Source organism: Saccharothrix xinjiangensis (assembly GCF_039527585.1).
GTDB classification, from domain to species: domain Bacteria; phylum Actinomycetota; class Actinomycetes; order Mycobacteriales; family Pseudonocardiaceae; genus Actinosynnema; species Actinosynnema xinjiangensis.
In genome coordinates this window covers 14728-39442 of record NZ_BAAAKE010000027.1, presented here as the reverse complement: position 1 = coordinate 39442, position 24715 = coordinate 14728, and the positions used below count along the sequence as shown (strand labels likewise).

Sequence of the window (24715 nt, the reverse complement as noted above, 5' to 3'; positions counted from 1 at the left end):
CCGTCCGGCGGTGTCGCAGCAGAGGGGGCAGGGATGTTCGACGCATGGGGACGCTTCGTCCACCGCCATCGCAGGGCGGTCCTGGCCGGCTCCGCGGTGGCCCTGGTCGCGTCCGTCGTCTGGGGGTTGGGCGTCTTCGGGTCCCTCAGCTCGTCCAGCGGTTTCGAGGTGCCGGGCAGCGAGAGCGTGCTGTCCGGCGAGGCCGAGGCCGCCGACCTCGGGCGCCAGGACTCGGACGTCGTCGTGCTCTACGAGTCCGCGGACCGCACCGTCGACGACCCGGCCTACCGCGCCGCCGTCACCGCGGCGCTCGCGTCGCTGCCCGCCGACCGGGTGCTGTCGGCGCGCGGCTACTTCGACACCGGTTCGCCCCGGTTCGTCAGCGCGGACCGCAGGTCGACCTACGTCGTGCTCCAGCTGGAGGGCGCGGACGAGAAGGCCCGGCGCGTGCACCTGCCCGTGGTCCGGGAGAAGGCCGTCGCCGAGGGCCTGACCACGCGCGTCGGCGGCCAGGTCGTCACCCAGAAGCTCATCTCCGACCAGGTCAAGAAGGACATCGGCATCGCCGAGGGCATCGCGACGCCGGTCCTGCTGGTGTTCATGGTCGTCATCTTCGGCAGCGTCGTCGCCGCGAGCCTGTCGCTGGCCATCGGCGCGGTGGCGATCTTCGGCTCGTTCGCCGTGCTGCACCTGCTGACCCTGGTCACCGACGTCTCGATCTACTCGATCAACATCACCACGCTGCTCGGCCTCGGCCTCGCGATCGACTACGGGCTGTTCATGCTGGTGCGCTTCCGCGAGGAACTGGCCCGCGGCGGCACCACCGAGGACGCCGTGGCCAGGACCGTCGCCACCGCCGGCCGCACCGTGGCCGTGTCCGGCGTGACCGTCGCGGTGTCCCTGATGACCCTGCTGATCTTCCCGCAGACGTTCCTGCGGTCGATGGGCTTCGGCGGTGTCGCCACCGTGCTGGTCGACCTCGTGGCCGCGCTCACCGTGCTGCCCGCCCTGCTCGGCGTGCTCGGGCCCAGGGTGAACGCGGGCGCGCCGAAGTGGCTGGTCCGCCGCCGCGACCGGGAGCGCACCGGCTGGGCGCGCCTGGCGCGGGCCGTGATGCGCCGCCCGGCGCTGTTCCTGCTCGCGCCCGTCGCGCTGGTGGTGGCGCTGGGGCTGCCGTTCCTGCACGCGTCGTGGGGCGGCATCGACGCCCGGATGCTGCCCGCCGGCACCGAGACGCGCGAGGTGTCCGAGGCGTTGAGCACGCGTTTCCCCGACAACGCGACGAACCCCGTCACGGTCGTCCTCCGGGACGTCCAGGAGGAGGCCGCCGCCGGGTTCGCCACGCGGATCGACCGGCTGCCCAACGTGGCCGATGCCGTCGTCACCGGGGCTCAGGGCTCCACCGCCCGCATCACCGTCACCTACCCGGTGGACCGGATGTCCGCCGAGGCGCGGGCGATCGTGACCGACATCCGCGGCCTCTCGCCGCCACCCGGCGCGACCGTGCTGGTGGGCGGTGCGACCGCCGAGCTCGTCGACCAGCTCGACGACCTGCGCGACCGGCTGCCGTGGATGGCGCTGATCATCGTCCTGGTCACGTTCGTGCTGCTCTTCCTCGCGTTCGGGTCGGTGCTGCTGCCGGTCAAGGCGATCGTGGTCAACCTGCTGTCGCTGTCGGCCACGTTCGGCGCGCTCGTGTGGATCTTCCAGGACGGCCACCTGTCGGGCCTGCTGGGCTTCACCCCCACGGGCATGATCGAGCCGTCGATGCCGATCCTGGTGTTCGCGATCATCTTCGGCCTGTCGATGGACTACGAGGTGTTCCTGCTGTCCCGGGTGCGCGAGCACTACGAGGTGACCGGGGACAACGAGGAGGCCGTCGCCCGCGGGCTGAGCAGCACCGGTGGCCTGATAACCAACGCGGCCCTGCTGTTCGTCATCGTGGTGGCCGCGTTCTCGCTGTCCGGAATCACCTTCATCAAGCTCATCGGCGTGGGCATGTTCATCGCGGTGGTGGTGGACGCGACGATCGTGCGGGCGCTCGTCGTGCCCGCCGCGATGAAGCTGGCCGGCCGCGCCAACTGGTGGGCTCCCAAGCCGCTGCGCGCGCTGCACGCGCGCTTCGGCATCCGGGAGGGCGAAGTCCCGGCGGCGTCCACGGCCACCGCCGGGAGGGCTCCGGTGGAGCGGGACCCGGTGCCGCGCTGACGAGTCGCCGCGTGCCGCGGCCGTCCCGGTGGGGCACACCGGGACGACCGCGGGTCGACTCACCCGGACGGGTGGTCAGCCGGTCACCCGGTCAGATGCAGGAGTGCCCGATGACCTGCGGCTGCTCGAACGGGTTGGTCGGGTCCACGTAGCTCACCAGGTGCACGCAGAGGTGGTCGATCGCCGGCGTGGTCTGCGGGTAGACGTTGAGGTCCTGCCAGGTGTCCCCGGCGTCGACCCACCTCGCCTCCTGCGGGTTGCTGTGCGCCACGCCGCCGGCGAACACGGTGATGTCCGCGAACACGTACCGGCGGTCGGCGCAGTCGACCGTCCAGCCGGCCTCCCTGGCCGCCGGGTCGAGGTGGATGTCCGTGGTGACGCAGCCGGCGCTCGCCTGGAACTCGGTGGTCGTGCCGGTGGCCGCGGCCGCCGGACCCGCCACGGCGGTGAGCGCGCCGACGGCCGCGGCCGCTGCGGCGAGGGTCCGGAAGGTGCGCTCGCGGTTGGTGGAACTCCGCACGGTGCCTCCACTACAAGATTGGTCTGGACCTCTTGAGTCTGTCGAGCGCGCACCGGCGCGCCTACCGCCGTCCGGGCGCGTCGGCCGTCACAGTTCGGTGGGCTTGCCAACCGGAGCCTTCTGTGGCATGGGGTTTGCATTGTCTACAATGGACTGTTCGGTGGGTCCGGCGCGACGGCTCCGAGGCGGCGCCGGCCCGAACGCCCGGTTCACGCCCTCGTCAGCGCGTCCGCGAGCCGGGCGATCCCGTACTCGAAGGCGCGTTCGACGTCGCCGCCCAGGTTGAACGCCCCGGCCAGCTCCATGCTGACGAAGCCGTGCGCCCAGGCCGTGATCATCCGCGCCGCCTCCAGCGCCTCGTCGGGCCCGGCCAGGTCCGCGGCGACCCGCAGGGCGGGGGCCGCCGCCGCGGCGAGCGAGTCGACGTCCGGCCTGCTCCCCGCCGGTCCGGCGGCGAAGACCAGGTGGTAGCCGGCCGGGTGGGCGTGGGCGAACGCCCGGAACGCCCGGCACAGCCGACCCAGGTCCTCGCGGGCGTCCCCGCCGGTGGACACCGGGCCGAGCTGCTCGCCCAGGTCGCGGACGGTGGCCTCGGTGACCAGCCGGACGAGGTCGTCGCGGTTGCGCACCCGCTTGTAGAGCGACGGGGCCCGCACGCCGACGCGCACGGCGACCGCCTGCATGGTCAGGCTCGCGAGCCCTTCCTCCTCCACGATGGCGCGGGCCGCCCCGACGATGTCCGCGAGCGAGGTCCGTTCGGGGGTGGGCATCCGTCCTCCTCGGGTCGGCGGTGGTGTCGCGTCCATCATAGCTATGGACCATAGCCATGATGGCTATGTACCGTAGCCATCAACACCCGGGCCCGAAGGGAAGGCGCAAACGTGAAGATCGGCAACCACCTGCACCGCATCGGCAACGACATCGTCGCGGTCCACCTCGTCGTGACCGACGAGGGCGTCACCGTCATCGACGCCGGGCTCTCCGGCCACTGGCGCGAGCTGACCGCCGAACTGGCCGCGCTGGGCCGGTCCGTCGACGACGTCCGCGGCGTCGTCCTCACCCACGGCGACAGCGACCACCTCGGCTTCGCCGAACGCCTCCGCCGCGACCACGGCGTCCCCGTCCACGTCCACGGCGCCGACGCCGCCCGGTCGCGCGGCGAGGTGAAGACCAAGCCCGAGTGGGGCGGCGTGAAGCTCGGCGCGGCGGCCCGCTTCCTCGGGTACTCGGCGCGCAAGGGCGGCCTGCGCACCACCTACCTCACCGAGGTGACCGAGGTGGCGGACGGCGACGTGCTCGACCTCCCCGGCTCGCCGCGCGTCATCGACATGCCCGGCCACTCGCCCGGCAGCATCGCCGTCCACGTGCCCGTCGCCGACGCCGTCTTCGCGGGCGACGCCCTCACCACCCGCCACGTCCTGACCGGGCGGCGCGGCCCCCAGCCCGCCCCGTTCACCGATGACCCGGAGCAGGCCCTCGCCTCCCTGGACCGCCTGGCCCACCTCCGGGCGAAGCTGCTGGTCCCCGGCCACGGCGCGCCCTGGGCCGGCGGGGTCGACGAAGCGGTCCGCCTGATCAGGGCGACCGCCGGCACCGCGGCCCGGTGAGCCGGTGGTCGCCCCCTGGCTCACGTCGTCGTGGCGGCGGGCTCCACGCCGGGCAGCGGTGAGCGCCCCGCGGCCTCCCAGCGCTCGCGGAGGTCGTCGGGGATGGTGAGGGTGGTGGACTGGCCGTTGGTCAGGTTGCGGACGCTGCCGCCGAGCAGCAGCGAGCCCGCCCGGTCGAGGATGGTGGTGGCCAGGGCGCTGGTGTCCTCGGAGCGCTCCAGCGCGCGCATCAACCGGGTGCCCGCGTTCACCACCCGGCCCCAGCCGCGCGAGTCGGGCACCTGCATCCAGTCGGCCACCTCGGGGTTGACGACCTGCCGCACCACCGCGGCCACGATGCCGTCGAAGGCCTTGCCGGGGAACAGCTCCTCGTACAGGTCGAGCAGGTGGCGGGTGAGCGCCACGCCCTCGCTGGACGGGCCGTAAGAGGTTTCGACCAGCGTCGCGCTGAGCTCGCACGCGTCCTCGACGGACTCGGGCAGGGCCTCGACGGGGATGCCGAGCATGGCCCCCGCCACGCGCCAGACGTAGTAGTAGTCGGCGGCCTCGGCGTCGGTGACCGAGATGCCGATGCGGCGCATGCCCTCGATCACCTGGACGGAGAAGATCAGCAGCGCGCCGACCATGTCCTGCTGGCAGATCGGGACGCCGTCGGCGGCGGTGTCCCAGCGGCCGGAGCTGCTGAGGAAGTGGCGCACGGCGGCGTGGATCAGGCGGGTCTTCTGGATGGTGGGCACGAACGACCCGCCCGAGCCGAAGGCGTCGCGGCCCATCATGTTCATGACGAACTGCGAGGTCTCCGACAGCCTCCGGTGGGGCTGGGCCAGGCCGTGGGTGAGGCTGAGCGCCCGGGAGGGGCGGGGCTGGGCGTAGCAGTTGACCATCGCGCCGAACGAGAGCACCGCCGCCACGTGCACGCCGTCGTCGACGAAGAACTCGTAGGCCCGGGCCACCAGGTCGGGGTCCACCCACGCCGGCGGGTCGTCGGTGGCGACCAGGAACCGCCGCACCGAGTCCGGCAGCTGCTCCGGGATGGGCTGGTCGTTGGTGCGGAAGTGCTCCAGCACCCCGTTGACCGCGCCGACCCGGCCGGTGGACACCAGCTCGGCGATCACGGCGTCGGCGAGCGGGTCGCCCTGGAACTTCAGTGCCTCGAAGGAAGCTTTGTCGATCACCGGGGTGGCCCTTCGCTCGGGGGGTGATCACCACCTCACTCCTCGTGCACCGGGTACGCCAGAACACGTTCCGGTGAAGCGCTAGGCGCAATGCCTACTCAAAGTAGGTGAACCGCATAAAAAGGACTTCCAACGAGCGAAGTCAAAGCCTGAAGGGTGAACTGTATGGCCGTTCGACCGGTCCTGGTGGACACCGGGCGTGGGCCGTGCGGAGAATTCCGGTCATGGCCCACCCCGAGGAGCTCGCGGCCCTGGACCTGTACGCGACCTGGACGACGGCCGAAGACCTGGAGGGCGTGTTCGACCCGTTCCGCTTCGAGCAGCGGATGGCCGCGTACCGGGTGCTGATCGGCAGCACCAACCCCGCCAACCGGTTCGGCGCGGACAACCGCGACAACCCGTTGTGGGGGTTGATGTTCCAGCACCAGTGGCAGTTCCGCACGGGCCGGCTCCACCCCGGCGGCCGGCGGGACGGCCGGATCGACCCCGACGCCCCGTGGGGCTACGGCAACTACGCGCTCAGCGTCATCCCGTGGTTGGCGGCCGCCGCCTCCGGAGTGGTGCCCGACCTGCCGATCGCCGACCCGCCGACCCGGTCCCGGTTCCGGTACGTGACCGGCGGGGTCGTGCCCGAGGAGTTCGTCGAGGCGGTGGCCGACTGGCGCGCCTACTTCGACCTGGTGGGCGGGAGCGGGTCGGCCGACTCGGAACCGGTGCGCCTCGCCCTGTGGAAAGCGCACAAGACCTGCCTGGACGTGGTGGCCGGCGCGCTCGCCGACCTCGACGCCGGGCCCTGGCCCGAACTGGAGATCGCGTTCCTGCGCGGCTGGTGCCGGATGGTCGACTACCTGTGGGCGGCGGCCTGGCCGACCGACTTCGGCTCCATGACCGCGCACGGCCTCGACGTGCTGCCCGAGTGGCTGCTCGCCACGCCCGAGGACGTGGACGCGCTGCCCGCCAAGACCCGCCGCAACGTCGTCAACGTCATCGGGCTGGCCGCCACCCCGAGGTGGCGCTACCGCCTCAACCTGGCGCTGTGGAAGCGGGTCATGCGCACCCGCGAAGCCCGCGACCAGGTGTTGCCGCTGCTCGACGCGGTCTTCGACCCGCAGCCGGGCAACGCCGCCGAGCTCCGCAAGCTGCTCGGGTACCTGCTGCGCCCCTGACCGCGCCCGGCCGGTCCACCTGGCCGGCCTGCCACGGGATCGCCCTCACCTCGACATGAGGTCGACCGATCGGACCGGTCCGCGACGATCGGGCGCGGCCGGGGTGCGACCGGCCAGGGTTGACGTCGAAAGGAGGCCTTCGTGATCTCGGCACTCAACCGGCTGGTCGACCTGGTCGAGGAACACCTCGGCGAGGAGGTCGACGTCGACGGGCTGGCCAAGGCGCTCGGCACCACCGAGTACCACCTGCGCCGGATGTTCTCGTCGCTGGCGGGCATGCCGCTGTCGGAGTACGTGCGACGGCGCCGCATGACCGTCGCCGCCGCCGACGTCGTCCGCGGCCGGGACGACCTGCTCGGCATCGCGGTCCGGTACGGCTACGGCTCGACCGAGGCGTTCGGCCGCGCGTTCCGGGCCGTGCACGGCGCGAGCCCCGGTGACGTCCGCCGCGACGGAGGCCCCCTTCGCGCACAACCGCACGTCAGGTTCCGCCTGACCGTCGAAGGGAGCACCCCCATGGACACCCGCCTGGCCACCCGCCCCGCGTTCCGGCTCATCGGCCACGCCGCCCGCGTCCCGCTCATCCACCACGGCGTCAACCCGCACATCCAGCGGCACATCAGCTCCCTGCCGCCGGAGGAGCACGCCCGGCTCAAGGCCCTCGGCCAGGTCGAACCGGAAGGCCTGTTGCAGGTCTGCGACGACCTCGACCCCGACGCCACCGAGGGCAGCGAGCTGACCTACCTGCACGGCGTCGCCGTCTCCGGTGACACGCCGACCCCCGACGACCTCGACGCCGTCGAGGCGCGGGCGGGCACGTGGGCGGTCTTCCGCACCTCCGGGCCCTACCCGCAGGCCCTGCAAACGGCCTGGGCCGCCACCGCGACCGAGTGGTTCCCCTCCAACCCGTGGCGCCTGCGGCCGGGGCCCTCGATCGTCGCGGTCCTGGAGCGGGCGGACGACTTCAGCACCGCGACCTGCGAGCTGTGGCTGCCGGTCGAACCGGCCTGACGAACCCCCGGGGAACCGGGGGTGGCGGGACCGCTCATCGGCGGTCCCGCCTGCCCCACCCGCAAGGCCGGGCAGGCGGCACGTCAGCGGTCCGGTGCGGGCTCGTGGAGGGCGCCGGCCGAGATGAGGGCGGCGGCCACCCACCGCTCGCTCTCCGCCGCCTCCTGCGGATCCGGCTGCGGCGTCCCGTTGATGGTGGCCATCAGCGACGTGTAGGTGTCCAGCAGGTCGGTGAACCCGGCCACGGCGCGTTCGGCGTGCTGGTGGGACGCGCTGGTCGGGTCGGGGAACGCCATGGAGTGCCTCAGCTCGGCGAGGCCGTCCTCGTCGAGCGGCTGCCCGGCGACCCCGGCGATGAGCTCGGCGACCGACGCCACCAGGCGTTCGGCGATCTCCCGCGCCTGCGGCGAGTCCGGGGGCGACCCGGCCCGCTGCGCTTCCCAGGCCTCCACTTCGAGCAACCGGTGCCGTTCGACCAGCTCCATGATCCGCGGTGCGGTCACGTCGAGCGCCCTGGGTGAGGAGAAGGCGTTGTGGAAGTACTCGCGGACCGAGCGGCGGAACTCGCCGTCCTGCACCAGGTCGGCCAGCTCGATCCAGGCCTGGAGCTGCTCGGTGGTGGGTTCCTCCGGCAGGTAGGGCCGCATCCGGTGCAGGCTCTCGGCGAAGGCCGGGTGGACGGTGAGGCCCTCGGTGACCTCGTCCCAGAACCGGTCGAGGAGCCGGTCGCGGTCGTCGTCGGACAGGGAGACGAGGTCGTGCATGAGGGAAACCTTCCCGGTCGCGGTGTTCTGGTTCACGATGGTCCGCAGGACGGCCCGGCGGGCGCGCAGGTGGCGCATCTGGCGCTCGACGAGCGCGAGGTGGGTCGTCGCCAGGTCGTGCAGGCTCGTCTCGTCGGCCAGCAGCCGGCGGACGTCGTCCAGGCTCGCGCCCAGTTCGCGCAGCGTGCGCACCAGCTCCAGCCGCGCGATGGCGTCGACGTCGTAGAGCCGGTACCCGGCGTCGGTGTGGCCGGTGGGCGGGATGACGCCGGTGTCGGCGTAGAACCTGACGGCGCTCACGCTCAACCCGGTGCGGCGCGCCACGTCCCCGATCGGGTACAGCTGGTTGTCGTGCATGGCGCCCACTATGGGGTCTCATGCGGCTTGAGACGCAAGCCCCCGGACCCCGGCGCGAGCGCTCGCGCCGGGGCGGCGAACGGCTACTTCAGCTTCACCGGCAGGGACTCGTGGCCGTTGGAGATGAAGGAGTGGCCCGGCCTCAGCTCGTGCGGCGCCACGGCCAGCTCCATCCCCGGGAACCTGGCGAACAGGGCCGGCAGGGCGACCTCCGCCTCCAAGCGGGCCAGGGGCGCGCCCAGGCAGTAGTGGACGCCGTGGCCGAAGGCCAGGTGGGACTTGTCGGCCCTGGTCACGTCGAACTCGTCGGCCGTCCCGCCGTGGACCGACCTGTCCCGGCCCGCCGCCGCGTAGGCCGCGAGGATCGCCTCGCCCTTGCGGATGACGACGCCGTCGCCGACGTCGAGGTCCTCCACGGCGTACCGCAGCGGCAGGTTCGCGATCGGGGCCTGCCAGCGCAGGGTCTCCTCGATCACGTCCGCCCAGCCGCTCGTCCCGGCCCGGACCGCCGCCAGCTGCTCCGGGTGGGTCAGCAGGGCCGTGATCGCCTGGTCCAGCAGGTTCACCGTGGTCTCGTAGCCCGCCGAGATCACCAGGATCAGGGTGTCGACGAGTTCGGCCTCCTCCAGCCTCGACCCGTCGTCCTCGCGCACCGCGATCAGGCCGCTGGTCAGGTCGTCACCGGGGTCCTCCCGCTTCGCCGCGACCAGCTCGTGCATGATCCCGTACAGCTGCACGGCGTTCGCCTGGGCCGCCTCGGCGGTGACCGTGGTGTCGAATACGCCGTCGACGACCCTCCGCAACCTCGCCCGCGCGTCGTCCGGCACGCCGAACAACCGGCAGATCACCGCGATCGGGATCGGGTAGGCGAACCTCTCCCGCAGGTCCACCGGCTGCTCCGCCGCGCCCAGCTCGTCCAGCTCGTCCAGCAGCCCGGCGGTGATCCGCTCGATCGACGGCCGCATCGCCGTCACCCGCCGCGCCGTGAACGCCTTGGACACCAGCGTGCGGAGGCGGCGGTGGTCGGTCCCGTACGCGGTGAACATGTTCTGCACCGACACCCACAGGTGCAGCGGCCAGTCCTCGGCGATCCGGCCGCTGCCGTACGCGGGCCAGTGCTGCCTGGCGTCCTTCGAGACCCGGGGGTCGCCGAGCAGCTCGCGCAGGAGGTCCTGGCTGGTCACCGACCACGCAACAACCTGGCCAGGTAGCTCAACCAGGGTCGCCGGTCCGCGTGCGGCGACGGCTGCGGACTCGGCGTGGACGTCACGGCCGGAGGGGTCGAGGGCGATGGGGTCGGCTGTACGTTCCAACGGGTTTCTCCAGGTGACTCGTCGGGTTGGACGGGCACGGCTACCGGGGTGAAACGCACGGGGAGCGCGGTGAGCGCGCGGTGGAACGGGCCGGGTCGCCAGACCAGGTCGTCGACGGGCACGGCCAGGCGCATGTCGGGCAGGGCGTCGAGGATCTTCTCCATCGCCACGGACGCGATCAGGCGGGCCGGCTGCTGGGCCGGGCACGAGTGGACGCCCGCGCTCCAGGCGAGGTGGGCCCGGTTGCCCGAGCGCTGCTGCTCGCCCAGCGCGGGGTCGTTGTTGGCGGCGGCGAAGCTGATCACCACCGGTTCGGCGGCGGGCAGCCGGACACCGGCGAAGTCGGTGTCCTCGACCGGGTAGCTCGCCGAGTAGTTCGCCATGGGCGGGTCGGTCCACAGCACCTCGTCGAGCGCCTCCTCGACCGGCAGGCTGCCGCCGGAGAGGTCGCCCGCGAACCGGTCGTCGGCCAGCAGCAGCCGGATGCCGTTGGCGATCAGGTTCTGCTCGGGCTCGGTGCCCGCGCCCATGAGCAGCACGAGCTGGTGGATCAGCTCCTCGTCGGTCAGCCGGGCCGGGTGGGCCATCATCCACGAGGGCATGTCCTGGCCGGGCCGCTGCCGCTTGAGCGCGACCAGCTCCAGCATGCACTCCGTCAGCTCGGCGTTGGCCTTCTCCGGCTCGACCATGTCGAAGGCGTTGCGCATGGCGACGACCAGCCGGTCGCCCAGCTGCGGCGGGCAGCCGTAGAGGTGGTTGAACATCATCAGCGGCAGCAGCTTCGCGTACTCGCCGAGCAAGTCGGCCTCGCCGTTGCCGGCGAAGCGGGAGATCAGCTGGTCCGCGGTCTGCTCGACCTGGCCGCGCAGCGCGTTCGGGTCGACCCGGGCGAGGCTGTCGGTGACCACGGCGCGCAGCCGCGCGTGCTGGGCGCCGTCGGTGAACAGGCAGTTCGGCCGGTACATCATCATCGGCAGCACCGGGCAGTCCGCCGGCATCTTCGCCTGCCACCGCCGCGGGTCGCGCGGGAACGCGGTGGAATTGCGCAGGACGTCCAGCGCGGCGGCGTAGCCCACGACGAGGGTGGCGGGCACGCCGGGCGCCAGCTCGACCGGGGCGACCGGCCCGTGCTCGCGCAACGCCCGGTAGGTCGCGGCGGGGTCGGTGGCGAACTCGGGGCCGTGCAGCGGCATCCGGCCGCGGTGTGCGGGACAGGCCTGCCCGGGGGCGGCTTGCGAGGTCACGCGTTCTCCTGGTTGCGGGTGAGCAGGTGCTCGACGAGGGTGATGAGCGCCTGCGTGGACGAGGTCGCGTCGCGGGCGTCGCAGAGCACCAGCGGCGTTTCGGGGAGCAGGTCCAGCGCGTCCCGCAGCTCCTCGCCGGGGAACGCGGGCGCGCCGTCGAAGGAGTTGACCGCCACGGCGTACGGGATGCCCAGCTCCTCCAGCAGGCTCATGACCTCGAAGGACTGTTCGAGGCGGCGGGTGTCGGTGAGCACGAGCGCGCCGAGCGCGCCGTGGGCGATGTCCTTCCAGACCTGCGTGAACCGCTGCTGGCCGGGCGCGCCGAACAGGTAGAGCACCAGCTCGTCGGTGAGCGTCAGGCGGCCGAAGTCCAGGGCCACCGTGGTGGTGCTCTTGCCGCTCACGCCGGCGAGGTCGTCGACGAGGGCGCCGGCCTGCGTCATCGTCTCCTCGGTGCGCAGCGGGCGGATCTCCGAGAGGGTGCCGACGAAGGTGGTCTTGCCGACCGCGAAGGGTCCCACGACCAGCAGTTTCACCGCCGTCCGCACGGTGTCGCGCAGGTAGACGCCGTCAGAGGCGAGCGCGGAGGCCATCGAGCACGTCCTTCAGCAGCTTCATGTCGGGGAGGGCGGAGTGCGAGACCGCGGCGTGCGTGGCGATGTGGCCGCTGTCGACCAGGTCGGACAGCAGCACCTTGGTGACGCTGATCGGCAGCGAGAGGTGCGCGGCGATCTCGGCCACCGACAGCGCACCGCCCCGGCACAGCTCCATCAGCCGCTTCTTCTCCGGCGACAGGCCGGCGACCTGTTCGCGGGTGGCGATCACGACCGTGACCGCGTCGAAGGTGTTGCGGCTGGCGTGGGCCCGGCCGCCGGTCACCACGTACGGCCGCACGAGCCCCCGCGAGCGCCTGTCGCCGCTCACGACGGGCTGCCGGTGTCCTGCCGCGGCGGGCTGGTCAGTTCCTTGCCCAACCGCTGGACCAGCTCGTGGATCCGGAAGGAGACCGCCTCCATGTCCACGCCCGCGGTCGCCGACACGGCCAGGTACGCGCCCGGCCCGGCGGCGGCCAGGAAGACGTAGCCGTTGGTGAACTCGCTGACCGTCTGCTGCCACTCCGCGCTGGTCTGCCCGCAGAACTCGGCCGTGGCGCGGGCCAGCGACTGGAGGGCGGACATCGCGGCGGCGTGCCGCTCCGCGTCGTCCCGGTCGATGCCGGCGGAGTGCGCCATCAGCAGCCCGTCGGCCGACAGCAGGACGGCGTGGCGCGTCTCCGGCATCTTCAGTGCGTCGTCGAGCATCCAGCCCAAGTTGTTCATGCCTGGGTGTTCCCTTCAGCGACAGGCGGCGGGGTGGTGGCCCGGCCCGAGTCGGTACCGCGCTTCCAGGCGGCCAGCCCGGTCGCGATCCGCTGGGTGGGCGGTGCGGTCCCGGCGGGGGGCGGCGGCGCGCCCTGGTCGGCGGTGCGCGTCCGCCGTCGCCGGGGCAGGCCGCCGGGGGTGCGCTCGGGCTCCGCGTTGTCGTCGTCGCCGCTGGCGGGCGGCCGCTGCTCGGGCGGCAGCGCGACGGCGTTGTCGGGCATGGTGGGCCGGCTGACGTGGGTGAGCAGCTCGGTCGGCAGGAACACGACCGCGCGCACACCGCCGTACGGCGAGCGCGTGTCCACGGAGACGCGGAAGCCGTAGCGCTTGGCCAGCACGCCGATGACCGCGAAACCGACCTGCGGCGGGTCGCCGAGCCGGTTGATGTCGCTGGCGCCGTCCCCGGCCAGCAGCCGCGCCGCGCGGCGCAGCTCCTCGACGGTCATGCCGACACCGCCGTCGTCGACCATCACGACCATGCCGTTGTGCGCCTGCTGGAAGTTGACCTCCACGCCGGTGCTGGGCGGCGAGTGCCGGGCCCCGTTGTCGAGCAGCTCGGCCACGGCCAGCACGACCGGCTCCACCGCGCGGCTGACCACCGCCACGTCGGACTCGGCCGGGACGTTGATCCGCAGGTAGTCCCGGATGCGCGAGGTGGCCCCGCGCACCACGTCGGTCAGCGCCGACGCCGACCGCTGCTGCCCGGGCCACGACCCGCAGAGCACCGCCGTGGCCTGGGCCCGCCGGTTGAGCTGGGAGTTCATGTGGTCGATCCGCATCAGGCCGGCGAGCACGTCCGGGTCGTCGTGCCGGTCCTGCATGGCCGAGATCGCGACCTGCTGCTCGTTGGCCAGGCTCTGCACCGCGCGCATCATCGCCTTGAGCGTGGCGCGGGCCGACTGCTCGCCCCGCGCGGTCGCCTGCCGCACGGAGTCGGCGAACAGCGCGAGCACCCGCTCGTGGTCCCCGGCCGCCTCCGGGTGCTTCGGGCCGGGCACCTCGACGGGCCGGTGGCCCAGCGACTCCGCCAGGGCGGGCAGCCGGGCCTCGACCAGGTGCCGCTCCTCCTCGGCCCGGACCCGCGCCAGGGCCTCGGCCCTCTCGGCCCGGACCAGCAGCGCACGGGTGGCGCGTCGCTGGCGTACCAGCAGAAACACGGCGATCAGCACGATGGCGAGCAGGAACCAGAACGCCATCGTGAGTCTTTGTTGATCCATCAATTCCTCTGGTGCGGGCTGCCGGATACCGGTGCGTCAGCAGGCCCTGATCTTTATCACGGGACTTCATCGGACGCCAAGTGGTTGAGGCAGTCTCCCCCTGATGGAGCAACTGCCCGGAATAGCAATACCATATGTCCACTGTGGACATTTCTGGCGGGAGTGCTGCCGAAGCCGTCGGCCGGGTGTTGATACGGGCCTTCGGTTCTCCGCAACCGGCTGTTGTGCCTGGTGGCGGAGTTGCGGCCGGTGGAATGGCGGTGAGGCGTTCCGGAAAGCGGTGTCCGGTGACTTCGCGTTCGAACTGAACGCCGAATGGTCGTTCTACCTGGTCGGCCTTGGTGTGAGCCTGGGCGTTGACCTCGGTGTCGACCTCGGTGTGGCCCGTTCGATTGGCTGCCGGTGTGAATTCGCCCGCGTTCGGGAGACCTTATTCACAGGTGTTCGCCGGTGTTGCCCGGCCGGTGGCTAGGCGGGCCGGACGACAACCGGTGGCAGGGCGGTGCTGGTGGATTCGGTCGCCACGCACACCCTTGCGCGGCGCCGTCGTCGGGGTGACTCCTCGTCAGAGGTCCGTGGCGATCGTGCAGTCGTGGAGGGTGCGCACGAGTTTCGAGGCGAGGACCCAGCGGATGGCGGGGTCGTCGAAGGCGACCGGTTGGCTGGTGACGGGGACGGGGGAGTGCGGGCCTGGGCGGTAGTGGGTTCCGTCGACTCCGTGGATGGGGTGTTCGCGTGCGCGGATGACGAAGTGCCCCTCTGCGCGCAGTGCGGGGCAGGCGCGAGTCGCCAGGTGCGCGCAGGGTCGGCAGATCGGTGGTTCGGCGACGGCCATCCCCTCTGGCCAGTTCGGCCAGGGTTGGGTGCGGTCGGGGATGAGCCAGAGGGTGCCGTCGTCGTCGCGGTCGGCGGGGCCGGCGCAGACCTGGCACAGGAGTTTGCGCATGGCGCGGCGTTGGCGGTGGACGTGGATTTGGGCGAACCGGGGTGTGCCGTGGCCGGGGTCGAGGGTGGCGCGGTCCCAGAGGACGCCCCGGCTGTCGCGGTCACCGAGGATCTCGTCCGCATAGCCGATGCCGGTCCTGCTCGGGAGCACCACGAGTCGTGGCTCCTCCTCCGTCGTTTCCCCGCTCCACATGGCGATGTAGGGGACGATGAGGCGTGGCCTGGCCGTCCCCGCGCTGCCGGGGCGTTCCGCGACGTGCGCCGTCAGTGGTGGTGACATCGGTGCTGCCGTCTCCGTCGATGAGAGCTTCTTCAGGTGGCGGATGTGATCAGGCGGCTCTTCGGGCACGGCCGACATCGTCGACGTCCCCCTGCGGCGCTCTGCCGCTGTCGACGCCGGGCACCACCACCTCGGTCTGCCCGCGCACCACCTCGAAGTAGCGGTCGAACCGGGCGAACACCGCGACCACGCCGGCGATGAACGCCCCACTCGGTTGCAATTCGCCCGCGAACACCCTGGTGACCGTGGACCGGATCACCCCGATCGCCCTGGCCAAGGCGTAATCGGATCGCAAACCGGCAGCCTTGCGTGCCTGGTCCAGCTCTTCCTTGCGAAGTCGAATGCTGTACAACGAAGGTTCCACAACGCCCCCTCCTCGCCGTTGGGTCAGCGGATTGCGGCGGTGCACGGCCATCGGGCCGCGCTGTTGCCCCGCCGGGAGGGGGATGCTGCGCAGTAGCGCTGCCACCGTCGGAGCCGTGATAGCCCCCACCCGCCTTGCAAACGGTAGGGTGCTCCGCTGTCAGCTTTTAACAGCGTGTTAAGGCTGCTCCAGGATCACCCGATCGGTGCGACACGCATGCGGTAGGCAAGCCCTCGCAACTCTCGGCTGCCCGCATCTCGGCGAGCCTTGACGAGGAGGTTCGACACCGCCTCGCGCGCGAAGAAGTTGTTCCGCACTTTCTGAGGTGCCAAGCGTTCCGCTACGAGCAGTGCCTCCAAGCCGCTCCCTTGGGTTCTCCGTTCACCCAGCAGGCTGCGGCCGTAGTCGATCCAAAAAGCAGCCTGACGTGAAGCTGAAACGCCTGCCGGGTTGACCCCCTCGGCGATTTCGGCAACTCGACCACCCTGACCCAGCTCAAGTCCAATTGACACTTTCCAGATGTCAACGTTGGTCCTGCCGAAATTCGTCTGCATCCAGGGGCTCACGTCTTCGTCCAACGCGTTCGCGAGCTGCGTGGCTTCAGTCAAGTGGTCCTGCGCCGACTCACCGTTGCCCAAGGCTGCTGAAGCGAGTGCGGCAGTCAGGTGGGCCAGACCGCGAACCTCCGCGCGAGAGTCGGTCATGTCTGCCACCTGCACCGCCAACTCGTACTGGCGGGCGCGGTTGGCGCCACTGAGCAGTTGGGCGCGCTGGTAGGCGGAGTAGGAAACCCATACCGGGTCTTCCAGCTCCTCTGCGACGCGGCGCATCCGCTCTGCGGCCAGGACCGGGAGGCCGGCGACCCCGAGGTCATGGGCCAAGTAGGCGGCCGCCTTGTAGGCGCTCATCAATCCGATGAGCGCGTCTTTTCGGTGTTCGGCCACCGCTGAGGCGGCAAGCAGGTCGCGAATCAACACCGGCAACAGGCTCGCTTGCTCCGCGTACTCGGCCTTCGGGCGCAGCACCAGGTTGAGCCGCTTGACATCGGCGCGAACCTCACCCCAGGGTCGACCGAGCGCACTCGGAACTTCACCGACCTGCCAACCGGTGAGCATGTCCTCGACGGCGGGCATTCCGGCGCGTGCTTCAGCGGACGGCGCGTCCGAAGGCGTGTACGGCTTGCCCGTGAGTTCGGCGGGAGAGACCCGCAACGCTCGGGCCAGGTTTTCGAGCACAGACCTCTTCGTCACGGGTCGCCGTCCCCGTTCGATCATGCTGAGGTATGCGGTCGTCATGCCTGCCAATTCGGCTGCCTCGGTCACGGTCAGGCTGCGCCAACTCCGAATTTCGCGCACTCGACGGCCGATGCTCTTCGAGTCGTCCTCGTACATCGGGTGACCTCCTGCCGTGGTGCGGGCCTACACCAAGGTACCCGGCGGTTTCGGCTGGTTGGACATTGGTTTCCGTCCTGGCAGGGGAGCGCGGAGGTGGTGGCGATGCTGACGAGCGGGGTCGCGAACAGCGCGAGTGCGAGGCCGACCAGTTGCCGGGGAGCGTCACCGGGTACGAGCCCGGGATGTCGACGCCGGGGGAGGTGAGGCACCACCAGGCGTTCGCGGAGGACAGCCCGCCGAGGGGGACCCGCGCCGAACCGGTCAGGAATCGAGAAGCACCGGGCGGCCGGTGCTTCCTACTGTCCTCCTCACGGGACCGCGACCGAGCGCGTCCCACGAACGAGGAGCCGCCGCATGACCGGCAAGAAGTGGGTCCGCCAGCTGCACCGCTGGGTGTCCATCGCCTTCACCGTCGCCGTGATCGCCTGCTTCGCCTTCTTCAACCAGGCGGAGTCCGCGCCCTGGCTGTTCTACCTGCCCCTGCCGCCCCTCACCCTGCTCCTGTTCACCGGCCTCTACCTGTTCTCCGCCCCCTACCTGCGCAGGCGGCGCGTCGTCGCCTCAGCCCCCGAGCAGCCGCAGTGAGGCCCACAGCGCCACCACGGACAGGACCAGCGCCGCCGGCACGGTCAGCAGGCCGAGCCGGGTGAACTCGCGGAGGTCCACGTCGTGGTCGTGCTGGTGCGCGATCCGCCGCCACAGCAGGGTGGCCAGCGAGCCGGCGTAGGTGAGGTTGGGGCCGATGTTGACCCCGATCAGCACCGCCAGCACCACGCCGGGTCCGGCCGGCGCGACCAGCGGCAGCAGCACGAGGACCGCGGGCAGGTTGTTGATCGCGTTCGCCAGCACGGCCGCCAGCGCCGCGACGGCCAGCAGTTCCGGCAGGCCGCTCCCGGTGGGGATCAGCCGGCCGAGCCAGTCACCCAGGCCGTTGTCGACCACGGCGCGGACCACGACCCCCAAGGCGAGCACGAAGGCCAGGAACGGCAGTGACGTCGCGCGCACGACCTCGGTCGGGCTCGTGCGGCGGCGGGCCAGTGCCCGCACGCCCAGCACCAGCGCCCCGGCGGTGGCGGCCCAGGCCGGGTCGACGCCGAACGCCGAGGTCACCACGAAGCCGGCCAGCGTCACCACGAGCGTGCCCAGCGCGAACAGCGGCAACCGGGGCGGTTCGGTGGTCGGCGGCGCCTCGGCGCGGGCGTCGAGGTCGGCGGCGAAGAACCGGCGGAAGACCGCGTACTCGACGGCGATGGCCACCAGCCACGGCGCCGCCATGAGCGCGGCGAACCGGGTGAAGCTCAGGCCGGCGGCGGTGAAGGCGAGCAGGTTGGTGAGGTTCGAGACCGGCAGGAGCAGCGAGGCGGTGTTCGCCAGGTGCGCGCAGCCGTACACCTGCGGTTTCGGGCGGATCCCCGCTCGGGCGGCGGTGGCGAACACCACCGGGGTGAGCAGCACGACCGTCGCGTCCAGGCTGAGCACCGCCGTGATCGCGGAAGCGAGCGCGAACACCCCGCCCAGCAGCCGCCGGGGACGCCCGGCCGCCCGGTGCGCCAGCCACGCGCCGCACGCCTGGAACAGCCCTTCCCGGTCGCACAGGTGCGCCAGCACCAGCACCGCCGCCAGGAACCCGACCACCGGCGCCAGCCGGCCGATCTCGTCGACCGCGCCCGGCAGCGGGATCGCGCCGATCGCGACGAGGGCCACCGCCGCCGGGACCGCGACCGCCGCCTCCGGCAGACCTCGGGGACGCGCCACCGCGCACCCCAGCACCAGCAGGAGCAGCAGGACCGAGACGACCTCCGCCAGCCACGTGCTCAGGGCCGGCCCCCTTCTCCCGTCGACCGCGGTGATTCCCCGGCACGCCGAATCATGCAAGGCGAATCATGCACGGCCACCGCGACGGGAACGGAAAGGGGCAGAGGAAGGGGGAAGGGCCGGTGCAGGAGGAGGGGCCACCAGGGGGCGGGCGCAGGCGGCGGGCCCATCAGAAAGCGGGCCCAGCTCCTGGTGGGTGCAGCCAGAGGTGGGCCCACCGGGGCGGGCGCACCGGGGGCCGGGGGCGCAGCGGGGAGCGGGAACGCGGAGGGGGCGGTGCCGCGGCACCGCCCCCTCACCGAGCCGAGTCGGGGCTCACCCCAGCTTGGACTCCAGCGCCTCGATGATCCGCGGCCGCAGCTCGGCCGCCCGGATCACCGCGTCGACCGAACCGACCTCGACCGCGCGCCCGATGCTGTGCACCCGGTCGAACTCGCCCGCGATCTCGCTCAGCTTCTCGGCCCGCACCGACGAGCGCAGCTCGTCCAGCTCGGCGACCAGCGCGGTCCGGTCGGTGCCGGTCGCGGTCGCGCTCCTGGCCTCCAGCTCGCGCACCCGGGGGTCGGCCGCGGTGCGGGCGGTGACCTCCCGGGTGAACACCACCGCGGCCGCGGGCGCGCCGCCGAGCACCGAGGCGAACGAGCCCTCCACGGCCAGCACGGTCATGTTCGGGTTCAGCGCCTTGGAGAACACCACGAACGCGCCGCCGTGGTAGCGGGAGACCACGCAGAACACGATCGGTCCCCGGAAGTTCACCACGGCCCGGCCGATCTCCGCGCCGTACTCCAGCTGGAGCTTGCGCATCGACTCGGGCGAACCGTCGAACCCGGACAGGTTCGCCAGCACCACGACCGGCCGGTTGCCGCTGGCCGCGTTGATCGCCCGCGCCACCTTCTTCGACGACCTCGGGAACAGCGTGCCCGCGGTGTACGTGTCGGGGCCGTCGGTGGGCGGGAAGCCGCGCCGCTCCACCGGGCGCGACTCGATGCCCAGCAGGCAGACCGGGATGCCGCCCAGGTGCACGTCCTGCACGACCGCCGTCTCTGCGTCGGCCATGCCCGCCCAGCGCTCCAGCACCGGGCGGTCCTGGTCGGACAGCGCGCGCATGACGACCCGGATGTCGAACGCCTTCTTGCGGTCCGGGTTGTGCTCCGCGGAGAAGATCTGCCCGACGGTGGTGAAGTCGCTGCCCGCCGCGCGGTGCGGGTAGTCGGTGACGTCGCGGTCGTGCGGGTCGGTCGTCTCGGCCCGGCGCGGGCCGTCCTCGCCGGGCACGACGTAGGTGTGGTCGTAGTAGGTCATCAGCAGGTCGCGGGCCGCCGCCAGGTCCGGCGCCCAGTACTGCGCCTGCCCGTTGGGGCCCATGACCCGGTCGTACCCGCCGATGCCGAAGTTGTCCTCGGCGGACACGCCGCCGGAGAAGTCCAGCGACTGCTTGCCGGTGAGCACCATGGCCGAGTCCGGCGTCATCACCAGGATGCCCTTGGTGTGCATGAGCATCGTGGCCTCGGCGTTCCAGTACGGCTGGGCGCCCACGTTGATGCCCGCGACCACCACGTTGATCTCGCCGCCGGCCTGGGTGAACTCGACGATCCGCTTGAGCGCGGCGGCCACCCAGTCCATGTTCTCGGTGCCGGACTCCATGGAGATCCGGGCGCCCGCGGACAGCGCGTACCACTCCAGCGGCACCCCCAGCCGCTCGGCCAGGTCCAGCGCGGCGATCACCCGGCGGCACTCCGGCTCGGACAGCGCGCCGAGGGCGGCGGTCGGGTCGCCGAGCAGCACCACGCGGGTGACGCCCTCCGGGTGGCGGGCGGTCGGGGTGCTGACCACGCCCGCGACGATGGCCGCGGTGTTGTTGCCCCTGGGGCGGTCCACCGGCACCAGCACGTGGTCCTCGTCGAGGTCGTGCTCGGTGAACTCGCCGATCATGCCGGTGATCTCGTACGGGTACACCGTGTTGCGGCTGCTCGCCCGCAGCACCTTCTGCCGGTAGCCGTCCAGCGGCGGGATCGGCGCGTCGGACGGCTCGCCGAGGGTGAGCACCGGGGTCCCGGTGGTGTCGAAGGTGATCCGCAGCGCGGTCCGCACCAGGTCGCCGCCCTCGTGCCGCTGGCGCAGGATGAACTCGATCTCCTCCAGGCCCGCGCCCGCCGTGCTGGGCAGGATCCGCTGGGCCAGCAGCTCCAGCTCGCCGAGGGTGATGTCGCTGGCCGGCCAGACGTAGACGACGATGCGGTTGGTGTTGAACCGCGCCGACTTCGACCGCTGGGACTGGGCGCGCCGGATCGAGTCCAGGCAGGTCGCCAGCGTGTTCTCCGCGGTCGGCAGGGCCGCGAGGCGCCCGTCGTGGTCGCGCAGGGCCACCAGGTCGCGGACCTGGCTGAAGGCCACGATCCGCTCGTCGGCGCGGTTGTCCTTGGCGACGCAGTGGAACAGGTACACGTCCTCGTCGGCGGAGGGCAGCCGGGTGAGGTCGAACTCGCGCAGCCGCTCCAGCTGCATCCGCTGGGCGATGTACGGGTGCAGGCCCCGGATCAGCCGGTCCTCGGCCATCCCGGAGTCCGACGGGCGGAACGTGATGTGCTGGTGCATGACCGCGTCGCCGCGGCCCGCGACGGTGAGCGTGAGCCTGCGGACCTGGTCGGGCAGCGGGTGCGCGCTGACCACGGACGCCAGCGCGGCGGCCAGGTCGGCGGCGTCCTCCGGCTGGTCCCGCCACGCCAGGTAGACGTCGGCGTCCAGCGGGCCCGTGGCCGGCGCCAGGGCGCCGAGGCTCCGCAGCGCCTCGCCCAGGTCGTCGTGGTGGGTCGCGGTGGACACCACGGTGAAGTCGGTGCGCTGCGCGGTCACGAAGGTGTGGTCGCCGACCCTGCTGGTCCGGATGTCGACCAGGCGCTTGTTGCCGTAGTACCGCCGGGTCAGCACCTCCAGCATGAGCGCGTTGTCGAGCGTGTTGCGCTCCAGGTACTGGCTGAACAGCCGCACGAGGGGCTCGGTGGTCCGCACCATCTGGGCCACCCGCTCGTCGCGGTCGGCGGCGTCAGGCTGCTCGCTCAGGTACCGCACGTGCTCGCGGACGTCGGCGTAGCTGCGGGCCCGGTTGCGGCGCAGCAGCGGCTGGCCCAGCCAGGCGAACACGACGCCGCGCGCGAGGTCGGCGACCGCCGGGAACCGGACCTGGGTCGCGGAGATCAGGTGACCCAGGGCGAGCCCGACCGTCTCGCGCAGCGTCTCGTCCGGCGGGGCCTCGTCCAGCCAGGACCGCAGGAGCGTGGTCACCACCGCCGCGTCGGCCGTCGCCCGCTGGAGGGCGAGGAAGATCCGGAACACGGCGGCTTCCAGCTCCGGCGTGCGGTCCAGGCCGGTGACGCCGTAGTGGGCGAGCGCCGTGGCGAGCTTGCCCTGGAACCGCTCCGGCAGGCCGGACCGGTCGACGTCCAGGCTCTGGAGGTAGGTGTGGAAGTACTCGCGGGCGCTGTGCAGGTGGCCCTCGCCGCCGGTGTCCTCGCCCGCCGGGCGGTTGCGGCTCAGCTCGGCCAGGTCGCCGAAGGCGGTCAGCAGGGCGACCTCCTCGGCCAGCGGCCGCCGGCCCGCCTCGGTGGCCTCGCGCCGCGCGGCGAGGTAGTCCCGCAGCACCCTGCCGTCGTCGTGCGGGTCCACGTCGAAGCCGAGCAGCTGCCCGCGCAGCTCCTGGAGGCCGCGCCGGACGCGGTCGGCGGGCGAGGCGTCCGGGATGTCGGCCAGGTCCAGTTCGACCGGCTGGTCGGTCGCGGCGTCGGCCTCGGCGTTCTCGGTGAGCGGCTCCAGCCGCAGCAGCGGCGCGCCGACCTCCACCTGGCTGCCGACGGCCACCGCGCATTCCTTCACCCGGGCGGTGAACGGCGCGCGCAGCACCGTCTCCATCTTCATGCTCTCCAGCACCAGGACGGGCGCGCCGGCCTCGACCTCGGCGCCGACCGCGACCGGGGTGGCCACGACCAGCGCGGGCGCGGGGGAGCGCAGCACGCCGCCCTCGTCCCGGCTGACCCGGTGGGCGACGCCGTCCACCTCGACCAGCACCACGGGCCCCGTGGCGCCCATGAGCAGGCGGTGCCGGGTCCCGTTGACGCGGATCTGGCCGGTGTGCTCGTCGAACCGGTCCAGCTCGACGTCGGCGGCGGCGACCCGGGTCCCCGCCTCGATGCCGACCCGGAACCGCTGGGCGCCGACCCTGGTGACCCGCACCCGGTACGCGGCGCCCCGCAGCTTGAGGTCCAGCTTGCGGCCGCTCTCGTGCCGCACCTGCGGGCGGCCGCCGAACGCCGTGGACAGCAGCCGCTGGCGCTCGGCGCCCTCTTCCTCCTCGTAGGCCTGGATGGCCGCGGCGGCGACGGCCACGGCGGAGTGGCGGCGCGCCACGAGCCTGCCCTCGCCCCGGACCCGGTCGATCCAGCCGGTGTCCGCGGTGGCGTCGACGATCTCGGGCTGGTCGAGCAGGTCGAGGACGAAGCTCTTGTTGGTCGCGCCGCCGTCGATGACCACGGTGGTGTCGGCCATGGCCCGGCGCAGCCTGCTCAGCGCCTCGGAGCGGTCGCGGCCGTGGGCGATGATCTTGGCGATCATGGAGTCGAAGTCGGCCGGGATGGTGTCGCCCTCGCCGACGCCGGTGTCCACCCGGATGCCGGGCCCCGCGGGCAGGTCGAACCGGGCGATGCGCCCCGGTGACGGTGCGAAGTCGCGGTCCGGGTCCTCGGCGTTGAGCCTGGCCTCGACGGCGTGCCCGCGCTCGACCGGCGGAGCGCCCTCCAGCCGGTTGCCCGCCGCCACCCACAACTGGGCCTTGACCAGGTCGAACCCGGTGGTGGCCTCGGTGATGGGGTGCTCGACCTGGAGGCGGGTGTTGACCTCCAGGAAGGCGAACGCCCGGTCGCCGGGGTGGTACAGGAACTCCACGGTGGCCGCGCCCCGGTAACCGACGGCGACGGCCAGCCGCTCGGCGGAGGCCTTGAGGTCGGCGGCCTGCTCGGCGCCGAGCACCGGCGACGCCGACTCCTCGATGATCTTCTGGTTGCGCCGCTGGACGGAGCAGTCGCGCACGCCCAGCGCCCACGCCGTGCCCTGGCCGTCCGCGATGACCTGCACCTCGACGTGCCGGGCCCCGGTGACCAGGCGTTCGAGGAAGACGACACCGCTGCCGAACGCCCTCGCGGCCTCCTGGCTGGTGCGCTCGTAGGCGTCGGCCAGGTCCGCGTCGCTGGTGATCACGCGGATGCCGCGCCCGCCGCCGCCCGCGGTGGCCTTCAGCATCAGCGGGTAGCCGATCCCGGCCGCGGCCGACAGGGCGGCGTCCAGGGACTCCACCGGACCGCGGCTCCACGGCGCGACCGGGACGCCGACCTCCTCGGCGATCAGCTTGGCGCCGATCTTGTCACCGAGCTTGCGCATGGCGTCGGGGCTCGGGCCGATGAAGGTGACGCCGACCTCCTCGCAGAGCGCGGCGAACGCCGGGTCCTCGGCGACGAAGCCCCAGCCCACCCAGGCCGCGTCGGCCTTCGTCTCCACCAGCGCTTGCTTGAGCAGCTTCAGGTCGAGGTAGGGGCGGGCGGACGCGGGACCCAGGTCGTAGGCGACGTCGGCCTCGCGGACGAAGGCGGCTCCGCGGTCCACGTCGGTGTGCAGTGCGATCGTGTCGATCGCCGCCCCGGTCTCCTCGGCCAGCTCCCGGGCCGCGTGGATGAGCCGCATCGCGGCTTCTCCCCGGTTGACGATCGCGATACGGCGGAACATCCGACCGACCATTCCCTTCTGTACGTGACCCGGAGCCCGTGGTGTTCAGGTCGCGCCCACACTCTGCCTGGTGGCCCGACCCGAGCTGTGCCGGGGTGGGCCCGGGAGCCGAGTATGGCCAACTCAACTACAGGCTGACTCGATTTCACACCGGTCTAGGGGATCGCTAGGGGATCGGTGAACGGTGGCCGCCGGGGGTCGGCGA

Annotated in this window: 20 protein-coding genes; 5 read left to right on the top strand and 15 right to left on the bottom strand. The window is 72.3% G+C overall.

Features of this window, described 5'->3' with window-relative positions; genetic code table 11:
- The first annotated feature begins 33 nt into the window (after positions 1 to 33).
- The gene (locus ABD223_RS35130) at positions 34 to 2208 is read left to right on the top strand and encodes an MMPL family transporter (protein ID WP_344041051.1); all 2175 of its coding nucleotides are present in this window, start codon (positions 34 to 36) and stop codon (positions 2206 to 2208) included.
- A gap of 91 nt (positions 2209 to 2299) precedes the next feature.
- Here ABD223_RS35130 and ABD223_RS35125 read toward each other — a convergent pair whose 3' ends face one another.
- Both ABD223_RS35125 and ABD223_RS35120 read right to left on the bottom strand, forming a co-directional pair.
- Positions 2300 to 2728: a hypothetical protein gene (locus ABD223_RS35125; protein WP_344041050.1), complete on the bottom strand. Its 429-nt coding sequence runs from the start codon at positions 2726 to 2728 to the stop codon at positions 2300 to 2302.
- Positions 2729 to 2937: 209 nt separating this feature from the next.
- A complete protein-coding gene (locus ABD223_RS35120) occupies positions 2938 to 3498 on the bottom strand; it encodes a TetR/AcrR family transcriptional regulator (protein ID WP_344041049.1) in 561 nt (186 codons plus the stop codon).
- Positions 3499 to 3609: 111 nt separating this feature from the next.
- Between ABD223_RS35120 and ABD223_RS35115 the strand changes: the two genes are divergently transcribed.
- Positions 3610 to 4335 (top strand): MBL fold metallo-hydrolase, encoded by a 726-nt coding sequence (locus tag ABD223_RS35115; protein WP_344041048.1) that lies wholly within the window; start codon positions 3610 to 3612, stop codon positions 4333 to 4335.
- Positions 4336 to 4355: 20 nt separating this feature from the next.
- Here ABD223_RS35115 and ABD223_RS35110 read toward each other — a convergent pair whose 3' ends face one another.
- Positions 4356 to 5510, bottom strand: coding sequence for an oxygenase MpaB family protein (locus ABD223_RS35110; protein ID WP_344041047.1), 1155 nt, complete (start codon positions 5508 to 5510; stop codon positions 4356 to 4358).
- Between the two features lie 224 nt (positions 5511 to 5734).
- Between ABD223_RS35110 and ABD223_RS35105 the strand changes: the two genes are divergently transcribed.
- Together ABD223_RS35105 and ABD223_RS35100 are read left to right on the top strand one after the other, a co-directional pair.
- Positions 5735 to 6676 (top strand): Leg1-related protein, encoded by a 942-nt coding sequence (locus ABD223_RS35105; protein WP_344041046.1) that lies wholly within the window; start codon positions 5735 to 5737, stop codon positions 6674 to 6676.
- 141 nt (positions 6677 to 6817) lie between these two features.
- Entirely contained in the window at positions 6818 to 7687 is an 870-nt protein-coding gene (locus tag ABD223_RS35100; RefSeq protein ID WP_344041045.1) for an AraC family transcriptional regulator, read from the top strand.
- 83 nt (positions 7688 to 7770) lie between these two features.
- Here ABD223_RS35100 and ABD223_RS35095 read toward each other — a convergent pair whose 3' ends face one another.
- From ABD223_RS35095 to ABD223_RS35050, 10 genes are all read right to left on the bottom strand, one after another.
- A complete protein-coding gene (locus tag ABD223_RS35095; RefSeq protein WP_344041044.1) occupies positions 7771 to 8808 on the bottom strand; it encodes a MerR family transcriptional regulator in 1038 nt (345 codons plus the stop codon).
- 83 nt (positions 8809 to 8891) lie between these two features.
- Entirely contained in the window at positions 8892 to 9992 is a 1101-nt protein-coding gene (locus tag ABD223_RS35090; protein ID WP_344041043.1) for a cytochrome P450 family protein, read from the bottom strand.
- Positions 9989 to 11365: a cytochrome P450 gene (locus ABD223_RS35085; protein ID WP_344041042.1), complete on the bottom strand. Its 1377-nt coding sequence runs from the start codon at positions 11363 to 11365 to the stop codon at positions 9989 to 9991. Before ABD223_RS35085 ends, ABD223_RS35090 begins: the two co-directional genes overlap by 4 nt.
- Positions 11362 to 11958 (bottom strand): GTP-binding protein, encoded by a 597-nt coding sequence (locus ABD223_RS35080; protein WP_344041041.1) that lies wholly within the window; start codon positions 11956 to 11958, stop codon positions 11362 to 11364. The genes ABD223_RS35085 and ABD223_RS35080 overlap by 4 nt, the downstream gene beginning before the upstream one ends.
- On the bottom strand, positions 11936 to 12289 hold the full coding sequence (locus ABD223_RS35075; protein ID WP_344041040.1) for a DUF742 domain-containing protein: 354 nt from the start codon (positions 12287 to 12289) through the stop codon (positions 11936 to 11938). Before ABD223_RS35075 ends, ABD223_RS35080 begins: the two co-directional genes overlap by 23 nt.
- Positions 12286 to 12684, bottom strand: coding sequence for a roadblock/LC7 domain-containing protein (locus ABD223_RS35070; RefSeq protein WP_344041039.1), 399 nt, complete (start codon positions 12682 to 12684; stop codon positions 12286 to 12288). The genes ABD223_RS35075 and ABD223_RS35070 overlap by 4 nt, the downstream gene beginning before the upstream one ends.
- On the bottom strand, positions 12681 to 13922 hold the full coding sequence (locus ABD223_RS35065) for an ATP-binding protein (RefSeq protein WP_344041038.1): 1242 nt from the start codon (positions 13920 to 13922) through the stop codon (positions 12681 to 12683). Before ABD223_RS35065 ends, ABD223_RS35070 begins: the two co-directional genes overlap by 4 nt.
- 586 nt (positions 13923 to 14508) lie before the next feature.
- On the bottom strand, positions 14509 to 15168 hold the full coding sequence (locus ABD223_RS35060) for a hypothetical protein (protein ID WP_344041037.1): 660 nt from the start codon (positions 15166 to 15168) through the stop codon (positions 14509 to 14511).
- Between the two features lie 49 nt (positions 15169 to 15217).
- Positions 15218 to 15583: a helix-turn-helix domain-containing protein gene (locus tag ABD223_RS35055; RefSeq protein WP_344041036.1), complete on the bottom strand. Its 366-nt coding sequence runs from the start codon at positions 15581 to 15583 to the stop codon at positions 15218 to 15220.
- A 143-nt stretch (positions 15584 to 15726) separates the two neighbouring features.
- A complete protein-coding gene (locus ABD223_RS35050) occupies positions 15727 to 16923 on the bottom strand; it encodes a helix-turn-helix domain-containing protein (RefSeq protein WP_344041035.1) in 1197 nt (398 codons plus the stop codon).
- Between the two features lie 357 nt (positions 16924 to 17280).
- On the opposite strand from ABD223_RS35050, the gene ABD223_RS35045 reads away from it, so the two are divergent.
- Positions 17281 to 17511, top strand: a complete 231-nt coding sequence (locus ABD223_RS35045) for a hypothetical protein (protein ID WP_344041034.1) — start codon at positions 17281 to 17283, stop codon at positions 17509 to 17511.
- On the opposite strand, the gene ABD223_RS35040 is transcribed toward ABD223_RS35045, so the two are convergent.
- Positions 17488 to 18732 (bottom strand): arsenic transporter, encoded by a 1245-nt coding sequence (locus ABD223_RS35040; protein WP_344041194.1) that lies wholly within the window; start codon positions 18730 to 18732, stop codon positions 17488 to 17490. The two genes, ABD223_RS35045 and ABD223_RS35040, sit on opposite strands and share 24 nt — an antisense overlap.
- A gap of 324 nt (positions 18733 to 19056) precedes the next feature.
- Positions 19057 to 24510 carry an ATP-binding protein gene (locus ABD223_RS35035; RefSeq protein WP_344041033.1) on the bottom strand — a complete coding sequence of 1818 codons (5454 nt, stop codon included), beginning with the start codon at positions 24508 to 24510 and terminating at the stop codon, positions 19057 to 19059.
- Positions 24511 to 24715: the final 205 nt, after the last annotated feature.